At 71.6% G+C, this 14430-nt stretch carries 13 protein-coding genes; 8 read left to right on the plus strand and 5 right to left on the minus strand.

Annotation, left to right across the window (positions count from 1 at the left end):
- Nucleotides 1-522 precede the first annotated feature (522 nt).
- The gene (locus ACFYR3_RS08870) at nt 523-1050 is read left to right on the plus strand and encodes a hypothetical protein (RefSeq protein WP_355851882.1); all 528 of its coding nucleotides are present in this window, start codon (nt 523-525) and stop codon (nt 1048-1050) included.
- A 110-nt stretch (nt 1051-1160) separates the two neighbouring features.
- On the opposite strand, the gene ACFYR3_RS08875 is transcribed toward ACFYR3_RS08870, so the two are convergent.
- Both ACFYR3_RS08875 and ACFYR3_RS08880 read right to left on the minus strand, forming a co-directional pair.
- Entirely contained in the window at nt 1161-2243 is a 1083-nt protein-coding gene (locus ACFYR3_RS08875; protein WP_355851919.1) for an adenylate/guanylate cyclase domain-containing protein, read from the minus strand.
- 598 nt (nt 2244-2841) lie between these two features.
- On the minus strand, nt 2842-3708 hold the full coding sequence (locus ACFYR3_RS08880; RefSeq protein ID WP_356785518.1) for a biotin--[acetyl-CoA-carboxylase] ligase: 867 nt from the start codon (nt 3706-3708) through the stop codon (nt 2842-2844).
- A 137-nt stretch (nt 3709-3845) separates the two neighbouring features.
- Between ACFYR3_RS08880 and ACFYR3_RS08885 the strand changes: the two genes are divergently transcribed.
- From ACFYR3_RS08885 to ACFYR3_RS08900, 4 genes are all read left to right on the plus strand, one after another.
- Nucleotides 3846-5438 (plus strand): acyl-CoA carboxylase subunit beta, encoded by a 1593-nt coding sequence (locus tag ACFYR3_RS08885; protein WP_355851876.1) that lies wholly within the window; start codon nt 3846-3848, stop codon nt 5436-5438.
- Between the two features lie 31 nt (nt 5439-5469).
- The gene (locus tag ACFYR3_RS08890) at nt 5470-5679 is read left to right on the plus strand and encodes an acyl-CoA carboxylase subunit epsilon (RefSeq protein ID WP_355851873.1); all 210 of its coding nucleotides are present in this window, start codon (nt 5470-5472) and stop codon (nt 5677-5679) included.
- Between the two features lie 174 nt (nt 5680-5853).
- Complete coding sequence (gene mmpB / locus ACFYR3_RS08895) at nt 5854-5982, plus strand: morphogenic membrane protein MmpB (protein ID WP_355851871.1); 129 nt, start codon at nt 5854-5856, stop codon at nt 5980-5982.
- A gap of 149 nt (nt 5983-6131) precedes the next feature.
- Complete coding sequence (locus ACFYR3_RS08900) at nt 6132-6752, plus strand: nucleoside triphosphate pyrophosphatase (RefSeq protein ID WP_355851868.1); 621 nt, start codon at nt 6132-6134, stop codon at nt 6750-6752.
- 376 nt (nt 6753-7128) lie between these two features.
- Here ACFYR3_RS08900 and ACFYR3_RS08905 read toward each other — a convergent pair whose 3' ends face one another.
- Nucleotides 7129-7716: a hypothetical protein gene (locus ACFYR3_RS08905; RefSeq protein ID WP_356785521.1), complete on the minus strand. Its 588-nt coding sequence runs from the start codon at nt 7714-7716 to the stop codon at nt 7129-7131.
- 355 nt (nt 7717-8071) lie between these two features.
- On the opposite strand from ACFYR3_RS08905, the gene ACFYR3_RS08910 reads away from it, so the two are divergent.
- Nucleotides 8072-9844 (plus strand): biotin carboxylase N-terminal domain-containing protein, encoded by a 1773-nt coding sequence (locus ACFYR3_RS08910; protein WP_356785522.1) that lies wholly within the window; start codon nt 8072-8074, stop codon nt 9842-9844.
- A 579-nt stretch (nt 9845-10423) separates the two neighbouring features.
- The gene (locus tag ACFYR3_RS08915) at nt 10424-10969 is read left to right on the plus strand and encodes a helix-turn-helix domain-containing protein (protein ID WP_355851859.1); all 546 of its coding nucleotides are present in this window, start codon (nt 10424-10426) and stop codon (nt 10967-10969) included.
- 96 nt (nt 10970-11065) lie between these two features.
- On the opposite strand, the gene ACFYR3_RS08920 is transcribed toward ACFYR3_RS08915, so the two are convergent.
- Both ACFYR3_RS08920 and ACFYR3_RS08925 read right to left on the minus strand, forming a co-directional pair.
- Entirely contained in the window at nt 11066-11998 is a 933-nt protein-coding gene (locus tag ACFYR3_RS08920; protein WP_389282390.1) for a DeoR/GlpR family DNA-binding transcription regulator, read from the minus strand.
- 203 nt (nt 11999-12201) lie between these two features.
- Nucleotides 12202-13650 (minus strand): NAD(P)H-quinone dehydrogenase, encoded by a 1449-nt coding sequence (locus tag ACFYR3_RS08925; RefSeq protein WP_355851853.1) that lies wholly within the window; start codon nt 13648-13650, stop codon nt 12202-12204.
- A gap of 107 nt (nt 13651-13757) precedes the next feature.
- Here ACFYR3_RS08925 and ACFYR3_RS08930 point away from each other — a divergent pair, with 107 nt between their 5' ends.
- Nucleotides 13758-14195 carry a gamma-glutamylcyclotransferase gene (locus tag ACFYR3_RS08930; RefSeq protein ID WP_261709132.1) on the plus strand — a complete coding sequence of 146 codons (438 nt, stop codon included), beginning with the start codon at nt 13758-13760 and terminating at the stop codon, nt 14193-14195.
- Nucleotides 14196-14430 lie beyond the last annotated feature (235 nt).

Raw genomic sequence — 14430 nt, forward strand, 5'->3', positions numbered from 1 at the left:
CGGGCCGCGACAGGCGCACGAGCCCAAGGGCAAGGGGCCGAGGCTGCGGCGCGCACGAAGGCCCGGGAGACCGACGCCACGGCAGCCGTGCAAACACGCGGGGCCGGGGCTGCGACAGGCACTCAAGGGGCTCCGGACACCGGGGCGGCGGCCGGCGCTCAGAGGGTGGAGGCCGGGGCCGCGACAGGCCCCCAGAGGCCGAAGTCCGAGGCCGAGGCAAGCACCCAGAGGCCGGAGGCCGGGGCCGCGGCAAGCACCCACAGGCCGGAGGCCGGGGCCGCGACAGGCATCCACAGGCCGGAGGCCGAGACCGCCGCAAGCACCCACAGGCCGGAGGCCGGGGCCGCCGCAGTTGCTCTGAGGGTGGAGGTCGGGGCGGATCGCGCTGGTCGGGGGCGAGGGATCGTTCCGGCACCGCGGTCGTCCGGCCTCCGCGGGCCCGCGGAGGCCGGACTCAACGACCCCGCACCCGTCCGGCTCCGTGCCGGCCGGGGCCGGCACCGCCGACCCCGGCCGCGCCGGGTGCTCTTCGCCGTAGGAGGACTCGCGCTCGCCGCGGGAGTGCTGAGCCTCGCCCGGATGACACCGGACTCGGTGACCGGGGGCGGAGGGAACACGGAGGCGGAGCCGGTCGCGACGGCCACGGACAACGACGCGGCGGGCGACGCCGTCCCAACCGTCGAGGCCATGCCCACTCCCTCGCACCCCGGGGCCGCACCGGCGAGCGCCGCGATGGGCGGGACGAGCCCGGCGCCCACCTCGGACGCCGGCCAGATCCCGGCGTCGATCCCGACGACCCCCGCCGTCATCCCGGCGGCCCGCGGCGAGGCCCCCGTCACCACCGCACCGGGCAGCACCGGCATCCCCACGGCCCCCATGACGACACCACCGCCCCGGCCGTCGACGCCGACCCCCACCCCTACGGCCCCGCGGCACACGCCGTCCCCGACCACCCCCGCGCCGGCGCCGCCGCACCAGCCGCCGGACGTGTGCGTACCGATCGTAGGAATCTGCGTGAACGGGTTGCTGTCACCCGGCCACGGCGAATGACCCGGGCGAGGCGCCCGGCGGGCAAAGCTCGACACGGCTGGACACGCCACAGCCGTGCCCGGCAAAGGCCCTGCTCGTAAGGCCTTACTCGGCTCCGTTGAGGGGAAGTCTTACGTCTCGTTGGCGCGGCGGGCCAGCAGCCACGGTTCGATGACGCCGAGTCCGCGAACGGGCCGCTGCCACATCGGCTGGAGCGCGAAGCGGTACGAGGGGGGTTCCTCGCCCTCCTTCTCCGCCGTGGCCGCGGCCTCGGCGGCCTCCGCCTCGGAGGCGGGAGCGTCACCGGTGCGGGTCAGCTCCTCCGCGAAGGCTCCGTCGACGAGGACGGAGTCGCGCGGCGCTATCGACGTGAGGCGGCTCGCCAGGTTCACGGTCGTACCGAACACGTCGCCCATCCGGGTGGTCACCGTGCCGAAGGCGATGCCGACGCGCAGCTCCGGCATCGTCTCGTCGTTCGCCATCGTCTCGATGAGCCGCAGCGCGATCTCGGCGGCGACACCGGCGTCGTCCGCGGAGTAGAGCACCTCGTCGCCCAGGGTCTTGATGAGCCGGCCCCCGTGGGCCGCCACCAGGTCCGCCGCGGTGGTCTCGAAGGCCTCGACGAGCTCGCCGAGCTCCTCTTCCTCCATGCGGCGCGTCAGCCGGGTGAAGCCGACCAGGTCCGCGAAGCCCACGGCGAGGCGGCGGTCGACCATCTCCTCGTCGTCCGCCGCCTGCACGACCCGGCCGGTGGCGGCGGCGAGCTGGCGGCGCCAGACGTAGACGAGGAACTCCTCCAGTTCGGGCAGGAGCAGCTCCATCAGGGGGTACGTCACCTCGGTGCGCGTCATCCCCGGTTCCGGGGGCTCGGTCAGACCCTCCAGAAAGGAATCGATCTGCCATTCGGCCAGACGGGCGGTGGTCTGCCCGGTGGACCGGGCGACCTGGACGGCCATGGCCTCGCTCAGCAGGCCCGCCTCGACGAGACCGGCGAGGCGGCGCAGAGCCAGTACGTCCGCCTCGGTCAGCGCCTTGGCCTGGCCGATGTCGGCGAAGCCCATCGCCCGCCAGAAGCGGGAGGCCAGCTCCATGGAGACGCCCGCGCTGCGGGCCGCCTGGAACGGGGTGTAGCGCCGCTCGGCGCCGAGGATGAGCCCCTCCAGGCGGAGTGCGAGCGGGTCCTCCCCGGAGTCCGGCTCGGCCTGGGGGTCCACCCGGCCGTTCGCCTCGTGCCGCGCGTCGCGCCGGACGTCCGGCCGTGCGTCGGCCCGGTCGTCCCAGCGGTCGTCCCTGCGGATGTCGCTCCCCACGTCGAAGTGGTCGTCCCTGTGGATGCCGGTTCCCGCGTCCGAGCGGTCTTCCGGGCGGTGGTCCAAGCGGTCCCCCGGGCGGGTGCCGCTCCCGGCGTCGGGGCGGGCGTCCTGCCGGGCGTCGCCGTCCGCGGCGGCCCGTGCGGGTGTCGCGTCCGTGACCGGCCCGGCGGTACGTCCCGGCTCGCCGTCGGGGGCGGGGTGGGCGCCCGTGCCGGAGCCGGTGTCGTCGACGGTCACTCCTGCTGCCCTTCCGATCTGCCGTGGTCAGGTATCGACCGCGCTCAACTCTACGGCAGGTGTGCGCTGGCTCACTCCCGATGGCGCGACCGAGGTCGGAGACGGTGCCGAGGGCTCACACCGCCCGTCGGCCCACGCCGTCACACCGCCCACGGAACCATCCCCTCACACCCTTCGCAGACCCATCCGTCACACCGCCCCCGAGCCACCTCTTCACACCGCTCGCGGACCGATCCCTCACACCACTCGCAGAGCCATCCCCTCACACCGCCCGCAGATGCACCACGTCCCCGGCTCCCACCGGCTCCTGCACGCCGTCCTCCGTCGCGATGACGAGCCGACCGTCGCCGTCCACGGCCACCGCCTCCCCGACGAGCGACCGGCCTCCCGGCAGCTCGGCCCTGACCGTGCGCCCGAGCGTCGCGCAGCCGGTCGCGTAGGTGGCCTGGAGCCCGGAGGCCGCGGGATCGCCTGCCGCGTCGCGCCACCGCCCGTACCACTGCTCAAGGGAGCGCAGTACGGCCCGCAGCACGGTGTCACGGTCCGTGGTCGTCGCACCCGCGAGCGCCAGGGATCCGGCGCCCGGCACGGGCAGCTCGTCGGCGCGCAGCGAGACGTTGATGCCGATGCCGACCACGACCGCGTCGGTGCCCGCGCGCTCGGCGAGGATGCCGCCGACCTTGCGTTCCTCGCCGTCCACGGTGACCAGCAGGTCGTTGGGCCACTTGAGTGACGTGTCGACCCCGGCGGAGCGCGAGAGCGCCGTCGCGACGGCTACGCCGGTGAGCAGCGGCAGCCAGCCCCAGCGGGTCACGGGAACGCCGACGGGCTTCAGCACCACGGAGAAGAAGAGGCCCGAGCGGGCCGGTGCGGTCCACTGGCGGTCCAGACGGCCGCGCCCGGCGTTCTGTTCCTCGGCGACGAGGACGGCGCCCTCGTCGGCGTTCTCCTTGGTGACGAGGCCGACCAGGTCCGAGTTGGTCGACCCGGTGCGCTCCACCACCTCCACGTCGCACCAGAGGCCGTCGTCGCGGACCAGCGCCCGGCGCAGGGCTGCCCCGTTCAGTGGTGGACGGTCCAGGTCGGACCACCGATTGTCGTTCGCGTCTGCTGCATCTCGCGGCGTCATGCAACCCACCCTAGGTGTGGTAAACGCCGCACTGCCGATCGGTAGGCACGCCACTACTCTACGGATGAGTAGCAAGCCCCCCTTCTGAGCACCTGATTTCCCACGTCCCCTTAGAGCAGGCAGGGAGCCGCACCCCGATGTCCGAGCCGGAAGAGCTGCAACACCCCGACATCCACACCACCGCGGGCAAGCTCGCGGATCTGCAGCGCCGCATTCAGGAAGCGACGCACGCCGGCTCGGAGCGCGCCGTCGAAAAGCAGCACGCCAAGGGCAAGTTGACGGCTCGTGAGCGCATCGAACTGCTGATGGACGACGGTTCCTTCGTCGAGTTCGACGAGTTCGCGCGGCACCGGTCGACCGACTTCGGGCTGGAGAACAACCGCCCTTACGGCGACGGTGTGGTCACCGGCTACGGCACGGTCGACGGGCGCCCGATCGCCGTGTTCTCCCAGGACTTCACCGTTTTCGGCGGTGCCCTCGGCGAGGTCTTCGGCCAGAAGATCATGAAGGCGATGGACTTCGCGCTGAAGACCGGCTGCCCGGTCATCGGCATCAACGACTCGGGTGGCGCGCGGATCCAGGAAGGTGTCAGCGCGCTCGGCATGTACGGCGAGATCTTCCGCCGCAACACGCACGCGTCCGGTGTCATCCCGCAGATCAGCCTGGTCGTCGGCCCGTGCGCGGGCGGCGCGGTGTACTCCCCCGCCATCACCGACTTCACGGTCATGGTCGACCAGACCTCGCACATGTTCATCACCGGTCCGGACGTCATCAAGACGGTGACGGGCGAGGACGTCGGCTTCGAGGAGCTGGGCGGCGCCCGTACGCACAACGCCGTGTCGGGCGTGGCCCATCACATGGCGGGCGACGAGAAGGACGCCATCGAGTACGTCAAGCAGCTGCTGTCGTACCTGCCGTCCAACAACCTCAGCGAGCCCCCGGTGTTCCCGGAGGAGGCGGACCTCACCCTCACGGACGAGGACCGCGAGCTGGACACGATCGTGCCGGACAGCGCGAACCAGCCGTACGACATGCACACGGTGATCGAACACGTCCTGGACGACGCCGAGTTCTTCGAGACGCAGGCGTTGTTCGCGCCGAACATCCTCACCGGCTTCGGCCGGGTCGAGGGCCACCCGGTGGGCATCGTCGCCAACCAGCCGATGCAGTTCGCCGGTTGTCTGGACATCGACGCGAGCGAGAAGGCCGCGCGCTTCGTGCGGACGTGCGACGCGTTCAACGTGCCCGTCCTCACCTTCGTGGACGTGCCCGGCTTCCTCCCGGGCGTCGACCAGGAGCACACCGGCATCATCCGCCGCGGTGCCAAGCTGATCTACGCGTACGCCGAGGCGACGGTCCCGCTGATCACGGTCATCACCCGCAAGGCCTTCGGCGGCGCGTACGACGTCATGGGCTCCAAGCACCTGGGCGCGGACCTCAACCTCGCCTGGCCCACCGCGCAGATCGCGGTCATGGGCGCGCAGGGCGCGGTGAACATCCTGCACCGCCGCACCATCGCGGCCGCCGAGGACCAGGAAGCCACCCGGGCCCGGCTGATCCAGGAGTACGAGGACACGCTGCTGAACCCGTACACGGCGGCCGAGCGCGGCTACATCGACGGCGTGATCATGCCGTCGCAGACCCGCTCCCACGTCGTACGCGGCCTGCGTCAGCTGCGCACGAAGCGGGCGTCACTGCCCCCGAAGAAGCACGGCAACATCCCGCTCTAGAACCCCGCAGACCCGGATCCTGGGAGCAGACATGACGATCAAGGTCGTACGGGGCAATCCGACCCCGGAGGAGCTGGCCGCCGCACTGGCGGTGGTTCGGGTACGCGCCGCGACGGTGGCATCCGCCCCGTCCGGCGCGTCCGGGCCGCGTGACTCCTGGTCCGACCCCGCCCGCATCGCCGCACACCGGCTCCCGCAGCCGGGCCCGACGACGTGGGGCCGGAGCTACTGGCCGGGCTAGGGACTGTCCCGTCCGGGCCGGGCCAGGGACTGCCCCGGCCCGGCCCGGACGGCGGAGCGTGCCGCGGTGGAAGGCACTTCACGACCGCACCTGAGACCCGTTTTCACAGGATGTACGCAAGTTGAGTACGCGTACTCAGGCGCCCGGCGGCCCCTCCGTCGCACGATCGGGGGCATGCTGTGGTCCGACCCGGAGAACGAACCCCCCAAGGATCTCCGCGACATGCAGGACATGTTGCGACGCCTGGGCGTTCTCCTTGCAGTGGCCATGGTGGTCGCGATGACCCTGGTGGGCATCCGCTGACCCGGCCGACACCAGAGGTCCCGCAGATCCGGCCGACACCAGAGGTCCCGTCGATCCGGGCCGCGGTCGGCATCACCACCGCCCGCCACGCCCCCGTCGAGCGAACGGCAGCCGAGGCAGGGGTCGATCGGCGCCGATACCCTGATCGCATGACCGATCAGCCGCGCCGCCGTCTCGTGCTCGCCTCACAGTCCCCCGCCCGGCTCAACCTGCTGCGGCAGGCCGGACTCGCCCCCGAAGTGATCGTGAGCGGGGTCGACGAGGACGCCGTCACCGCACCCACCCCCGCCGAACTCGCCCTCGCGCTGGCCGAGGCCAAGGCCTCCGTCGTGGCGGCTCGGCCCGAGGTCCAGGGCGCGCTGGTGATCGGCTGCGACTCGGTGCTGGACCTGGACGGCGAGGCCCTCGGCAAGCCCGCGGACGCCGAGGAGGCCACCGCGCGCTGGAAGACGATGCGCGGCCGGGCGGGCACCCTCCAGACGGGGCACTGCGTCTGGGACACGACACAGAAGCGGTGGGAGTCCGGCACCGCCTCGACCGTGGTCCGCTTCGGCGAGCCGACCGACGCGGAGATCGCCGCGTACGTCGCCTCGGGCGAACCCCTGCACGTGGCGGGCGCGTTCACCCTCGACGGCCGCTCCGCCCCCTTCATCGAGGGCATCGACGGCGACCACGGCAATGTCATCGGCATCTCGCTCCCGCTGGTACGCAGGCTGCTCGCCGAACTGGGCGTCGGCATCACGGAGTTGTGGACACCCCGGGAGCAGTGAGTACCGCGGCGCGGGGCGCCCGTCAGGGCCGGCCCCGCCCGACCGCAACGGGAACGGCCGGACAGCCGAAGGCTGTTGCCGTCCGGCTGCCCGAACACCGTGAACGGAACTGGCCGGATCCCCGAACACCGTGAACGGAAACGGCCGGACACCCGGAACAGAGACAGTCGGGCAGCCGGAACGGAAACGGCCGTACAGCCGGACCGGGACAGCCGGACAGCCAGGGGGACGGCCCGCCGTCCAGTCGGGTGGGCAGTCGGGCAGCCGGCGGAAGGTTCCGACCGGCCGGAAGGGCGTCGGCCGACGCGAAGACCCTGGCCGCGCCCGGAGGGCGGCCAGGGTGGCCGAGCGAGCGATGAGGTGGCCGAGGGAGCCGTCAGGAGGCCGACGGCGCCGGAGGCGGTGTCGGCGCGGCTTCCGCTTCGGCGGCGCCCTGCGCGTCGGCACCCTTCCCCAGGTCGACGCTCCCGGCGGCAACACGCTCCCCCGGGCCGGCGCTCCCCGCTTCGGCGCCCTCCCCCTCGCCGTCGCCGTTCCCGCCGATCTCCGGCGCGGCGTCGACAGGGCCGGTCTCCCGACGGTCGTACGCCAGGAGGGTGAACACGACCAGCGCGAGCACGACCATCATGAAGATGAAGGCACCCCAGCCCACCAGGCCCACCGTGAAGGCGCCGAGCAGCCCGTGCACCACGGCGGCGCTGATCAGCAGGACACGCCCGAGAAGCCCCGGGGGGCGTTCGCGGAGCGCGACCAGCAGGGCCGACACGGCGCACGCCACGAAGTAGAGGCCGAAGAGCAGTCCGCCGACCTTCGACGACAGCGACATCATGTCGGAGTCGAGTCCCGCCAGGGACATGTCCTGGCGGTCCACGACCACGCCGAGGAACCAGTTGAGGAGTGCGATACCTATCGCCTCCACGAAGAGCACGATCGCCGCCACCCACACCACCGGTCTGCGCACCACCGGCCCCACCCACTTCCGCGTGCTGTTACCCCAAGTACGTTCGAGACATCCCGAACGCTACTAACGGGTAAACCCCGGGACAAGGGTTCTGCCGAGGGCAAAGAATCGTTGGGCCATTCGTAGGGACTCCACAAAGAATCGTTGTGGGCCGCAGCACGGAGTCATAGAGACCTTGGACACACCTGCGGGCTAGGGTTCAGGGAAGGATTCCGGCGTGCCTTGGCACGACAAGGGATTTCGCGGGTAGGGCGAGCCTCGTATCACGCTCCGTGTGGGCAAGCTCACCACGGGGGACAGGTCGAAACGTCGTGTTGGCTGTCCCTAAACTCGGCTTGTTTTCAAGGAGGGAGCCATCGTGCGCAAGGTGCTCATCGCCAACCGTGGCGAAATCGCTGTCCGCGTGGCCCGAGCGTGTCGGGATGCCGGGATCGCGAGCGTTGCCGTGTATGCGGAACCGGACCGGGACGCTCTGCATGTCCGTGCGGCGGACGAGGCGTTCGCGCTGGGCGGTGACACCCCGGCCACCAGTTACCTGGACTTCGCCAAGGTGCTGCAGGCCGCCAAGGACTCCGGCGCGGATGCCGTTCATCCGGGTTACGGCTTTCTTTCGGAGAACGCGGACTTCGCCCAGGCCGTTCTCGACGCGGGGCTGACCTGGATCGGTCCGCCGCCGCAGGCGATCCGGGACCTGGGTGACAAGGTCGCCGCCCGGCACATCGCGCAGCGCGCGGGTGCGCCGCTGGTGGCCGGTACCCCGGACCCGGTCTCGGGTGCGGACGAGGTCGTCGCGTTCGCCGAGCAGCACGGTCTGCCGATCGCGATCAAGGCCGCCTTCGGTGGCGGCGGGCGTGGTCTGAAGGTGGCCCGGACGCTGGAGGAGGTGCCGGAGCTGTACGAGTCGGCGGTGCGTGAGGCGGTCGCGGCCTTCGGGCGCGGCGAGTGCTTCGTGGAGCGCTACCTCGACAAGCCCCGGCATGTGGAGACGCAGTGCCTGGCCGACAGCCACGGCAACGTGGTCGTCGTGTCCACGCGTGACTGCTCGCTGCAGCGGCGCCACCAGAAGCTGGTCGAGGAGGCACCCGCGCCGTTCCTCTCCGACGCCCAGGTGCAGGAGCTGTACGCGTCCTCCAAGGCGATCCTGAAGGAGGCCGGCTACGTCGGCGCCGGGACCGTGGAGTTCCTGGTCGGCACGGACGGCACGATCTCCTTCCTGGAGGTCAACACCCGTCTGCAGGTCGAGCACCCGGTGACCGAGGAGGTCGCCGGCATCGACCTGGTGCGCGAGATGTTCCGGATCGCGGACGGCGAGGAGCTCGGCTACGGCGATCCCGAACTGCGCGGTCACTCCATCGAGTTCCGTATCAACGGTGAGGACCCGGGCCGCGGCTTCCTGCCCGCCCCCGGCACCGTCACCACCTTCGCCCCGCCCTCGGGTCCCGGCATCCGCCTGGACGCGGGCGTGGAGTCCGGCAGCGTCATCGGCCCGGCCTGGGACTCCCTGCTCGCCAAGCTGATCGTCACCGGCGCGACCCGCAAGCAGGCCCTGCAGCGGGCCGCCCGCGCGCTGGCGGAGTTCCAGGTGGAGGGCATGGCCACCGCCATCCCGTTCCACCACGCGGTGGTCACCGACCCGGCGTTCGCCCCCGAGCTGACCGGCTCCAGCGCCCCGTTCACGGTCCACACCCGGTGGATCGAGACCGAGTTCGTCAACGAGATCAAGCCCTTCACCGCACCGGCCGTCACCGACACCGACGACGAGCCCGGCCGCGAGACGGTGGTCGTCGAGGTCGGCGGCAAGCGCCTGGAGGTCTCCCTCCCGGTCTCGCTGGGCATGTCGCTGGCCCGCACCGGTCTGGCCGCCGGCGCGAAGCCCAAGCGCCGCGCCGCGAAGAAGTCCGGCCCGGTCGCCTCGGGCGACACGCTGGCCTCCCCGATGCAGGGCACCATCGTCAAGGTGGCCGTCGAGGAGGGCCAGGAGGTCAAGGAGGGCGATCTGATCGTCGTCCTGGAGGCCATGAAGATGGAACAGCCCCTGAACGCACACCGCTCCGGCACCATCAAGGGCCTGAGCGCGGAGGTCGGCGCCTCCGTCACCTCCGGCGCCCCCATCTGCGAAATCAAGGACTGAGCAACACTGAGTGACACGGACGGGTGACTCGCCCGTCTCATCTCATCCGAAGCGCCCGGCGAACCGCATCTGCGGCCCGCCGGGCGCTTCGCCGTGCGGGCGTCGAAATACGAACCCGCCGACAACCCAGGACCCTGCCGACGCCGTACGAGCCTGCCGACGCCGGAACCCGCCGACGCCGTAGCCCCTGTCCCCGCCCCGCCGACGCCGTACGACTCTGCCCCACCACGACGACGCCGTACGAGCCTGCCCCCACCCCGACGACGCCGTACGAGTCTGCCGACGCGCAACCCGCCGACGCCGTAGCCCTGTCCCCGCCCCGACGACAGCGCCCTACGACTCTGTCCCCACCACGACGACGGCGCTCGACCCCCCGTCCGCGCAACCGGGAATGATGCTTCGAGCCGTCCACCGCGCAATCCGCGGGCGTCCGTCCGGAAGCTGCCGGTGGCATCCTGGAGCGCAGCCGGGCGTTGGGAGAGGGCAGGTGGAGGGCAGGTGGAAGCCATGGTGGGCGCGACCACGGGGGAGCGGGCCGGGACGTCCGGGCCCGCTCCGGGTCCAGGAGCGGGCCGCGTCATGCGCGCGGACGCCCGGCGCAACTACGGGCGGCTGCTCACCGAGGCGCGCTCCGCGTTCGCCGAGCATGGCACCGACGCGTCCCTGGAGGACGTGGCGCGCCGCGCGGGCGTAGGAATCGGCACGCTGTACCGCCACTTCCCGAATCGGCACGCCCTGATGAGCGCGGTCTTCGAGGAGGCCGTGAGCGATCTGCTGGCCCGCTCGCGCGAGCTGCTCGACGCCCCGCAGCCGTGCACAGCCCTGGTGGAGTGGCTGCGCGAGATCATCACGCACGCGAGTGAGTACCGAGGGCTCGCACGCGCCCTCCTGTCGGCCTCACAGGACGACGGTTCACACCTCGCCCGGTGCAGCGGCCCGATGCGTGAGGCGGGCAGCGCCCTGCTGCTCCGCGCCCAGGAGTCGGGGGCCGTACGCCCCGACGTCTCGATCGGTGATCTCCTCCAGCTGACCAACGCGATCGCGCTGGCGGCGGAGGAAACCGCGGACGACCCCGCGCTGGCCGACCGCCTGCTGAGCCTGACACTGCGCGGCCTGAAGCCGTGAGCCGACCTGACCGACCGGACCCGTCCTGACCGGACCCGACCGGACCTGACCGACCTGACGAGGAGACCAGTCGGCCCCACGTCCCGCCGACACCGCTCAGCGGCGTCGAAGGTCGGCCACCCGCGCCCTTTCGGCCGGGGGCTGGTCCCCCATCACCGTCGCGCTCCGTAGTTGCGGTCCCGAGCCCGGGACCACCTGGCCGCGGCGCGGGCCCGGGAGCGGTACGTCCCGGCGCGGCTGGCGCCCCGCCGGGAGCGGATCTCCTCCCGCGCCGCCCGATGCCGATGACCCGGCCACCGTGATCTGTACGCCCTGATCGGCCAGGGCCTGCAGTTCGGTGGCCGCGCGGTCGTCGTGGGCGGGCGGCTCGTCCGTGACCAGGCGCGTGATGAGGTCGGTCGGCACGGTCTGGAACATGGTGTCCGTCCCGAGCTTGGTGTGGTCGGCGAGGACCACGACCTCCGCGGCCGCCTGGACGAGGGCGCGGTCCACGGACGCCGAGAGCATGTTGGACGTGGAGAGTCCGCGCTCGGCGGTCAGACCGCTCCCGGAGAGGAACGCCCGGGAGACGCGCAGCCCCTGGAGGGACTGCTCCGCACCCGAGCCGACCAGGGCATAGTTGGAACCGCGGAGGGTGCCGCCGGTCATCACGACCTCCACACGGTTGGCGTGGGCCAACGCCTGGGCCACCAGCAGGGAGTTGGTGACGACGGTCAGTCCGGGCACCCGCGCGAGCCGGCGAGCCAGCTCCTGCGTGGTGGTACCCGCCCCGACCACGATGGCCTCGCCTTCTTCGACGAGACTCGCGGCGAGATCGGCGATGGCCGTCTTCTCGGCGGTCGCGAGATGCGATTTCTGCGGAAAGCCGGACTCCCGCGTAAACCCGCCCGGCAATACCGCACCGCCGTGCCGGCGGTCGAGGAGTCCTTCTGCCTCCAGTGCGCGCACGTCCCGCCGTACGGTCACTTCGGAGGTCTGGACGACGCGGGCGAGCTCACGGAGCGACACGGCCCCATTCGCTCGCACCATTTCGAGGATCAATTGGCGACGTTCTGCAGCGAACACGAAACTGACAGTAACCCCAACGACCGTCTGCTTTCAGCAGTTTGCGCCGAATAACAGAAGTTGTTCGCATGGCAGGGAGCTGAGTGGTATACGTGCCTACTCGCGCCGCCTATGCCGTGCGCACGGTCACCAACTCGCTGTGACCAGCGGAGAGTCGCCCGGGGCCGTCAGCCCTCGCTCGTGGTCTTCCTTGTGTGCAACTGCCGTGCCACCTCGGCGATCGAGCCGGACAGGGACGGGTACACGGTGAACGCGTTCGCGATCTGTTCGACCGTCAGATTGTTGTCGACCGCGATCGAGATGGGGTGGATCAGCTCCGAGGCGTGCGGGGAGACGACCACACCGCCGACCACGATGCCGGTGCCGGGACGGCAGAAGATCTTGACGAAACCGTCGCGGATGCCCTGCATCTTGGCGCGCGGGTTGCGCAGCAGCGGCAGCTTCACGACCCGGGCGTCGATCTTGCCCGCGTCGACGTCGGCCTGGGAGTAGCCGACGGTGGCGATCTCGGGGTCGGTGAAGACGTTCGAGGAGACCGTCTTCAGGTTCAGCGGGGCCACCGCGTCGCCGAGGAAGTGGTACATGGCGATACGGCCCTGCATGGCGGCGACGGACGCGAGGGCGAAGACGCCGGTCACGTCACCGGCCGCGTACACGCCAGGAGCGGTCGTGCGCGAGACCCTGTCCGTCCAGATGTGCCCGGAGTCGCGGACCCTGACGCCGGCCTCCTCCAGCCCCATCCCCGTGCTGTTCGGGATGGCGCCGACGGCCATCAGGCAGTGCGTGCCGCTGATGACCCGGCCGTCGGAGAGCGTGACCTCGACACGGTCGCCGACCCGCTTGGCGGACTCGGCGCGGGAGCGGGCCATGACGTTCATGCCGCGGCGGCGGAAGACGTCCTCCAGGACGGCGGCGGCGTCCGGGTCCTCGCCCGGCAGCACACGGTCGCGGCTGGAGACGAGCGTCACGCGGGAGCCGAGCGCCTGGTATGCGCCGGCGAACTCGGCACCGGTGACACCGGAGCCGACCACGATGAGCTCCTCGGGCAGCTCGTCGAGGTCGTAGACCTGGGTCCAGTTCAGGATGCGCTCGCCGTCGGGCTGCGCGTCGGGCAGCTCGCGCGGGTGCCCGCCGGTGGCGAGGAGTACGGCGTCGGCGGTGAGGGTCTCCTCGGTGCCGTCCGCGGCGCTCACGACGACCTTGCGGGAGCCGTCCAGGGACTGCATGCCCTCCAGCCGTCCGCGGCCGCGCAGGACGCGGGCGCCGGCGCGGGTCACCGAGGCCGTGATGTCGTGCGACTGGGCGAGCGCGAGGCGCTTCACCCGGCGGTTGACCTTGCCGAGGTCGACCCCGACCACACGAGCGGCCTGCTCCATGGGAGGGGTGTCGTCGGCGACGATGATCCCCAGCTCCTCGTAGGAGGAGTCGAAGGTCGTCATCACCTCGGCCGTGGCGATAAGAGTCTTCGACGGCACGCAGTCGGTGAGCACCGACGCCCCGCCCAGACCGTCGCAGTCGACGACGGTCACCTCCGCGCCGAGCTGCGCGGCTACCAGCGCCGCTTCATACCCGCCGGGTCCGCCACCAATGATCACGATCCGAGTCACGTACTCCATTGTCCCGCACGCTTCAAGGTGCTTCCGCCCAGGGGTCCCGAGTCCGGGGCATCCGAGCCACTTTGTTACGCGAGAGGCGTACGTGTCGCTGCCGTACCCTCGACCCCATGTCGCTCTACGCCGCGTACGCCGGCAATCTCGACCCGCGGCTCATGACGCGCCGCGCCCCGCATTCGCCGCTGCGCGCCACGGGCTGGCTGAACGGCTGGCGGCTGACCTTCGGTGGCGAGCACATGGGCTGGGAGGGCGCGCTCGCGACGATCGTCGAGGCGCCGCGGTCCCAGGTCTTCGTGGCGCTGTACGACATCGCGCCGCTGGACGAGGACTCCATGGACCGCTGGGAGGGCGTCGGCCTCGACGTCTACCGTCGGATGCGTGTACGGGTGCACACGCTGGAGGGTGAGGAAGCCGCGTGGGTCTACGTACTGAACGGGTACGAGGGGGGACTGCCCTCGGCGCGTTATCTGGGCGAACTCGCGGACGCCGCCGAGTCGGCGGGAGCCCCGCACGACTACGTCATGGAGCTCCGCAAGCGACCCTGCTGAGGTCCGCCTCCGCCGGCGCGCCCCGCCGCTCCGCGGCCGTTCCCGCGCAGCTCCGCGGTGTCTTCCCGGACACCTGCCCGACTCGACCCGTTCCGCCGCGCATCTCTCCGCGCACCTCCCCGGGCGCCGCTCCGGGCGCCGCTCCGGGGGTCGTTTCCCAGCCGCTCGTCCGGCGCGGCACTCCGTCCGGGCACCCTCTTCTCAACACCTCTTTGTCGGAAACGACAAGACAACG

It is taken from the genome of Streptomyces sp. NPDC005784, assembly GCF_042871525.1.
GTDB lineage: Bacteria > Actinomycetota > Actinomycetes > Streptomycetales > Streptomycetaceae > Streptomyces.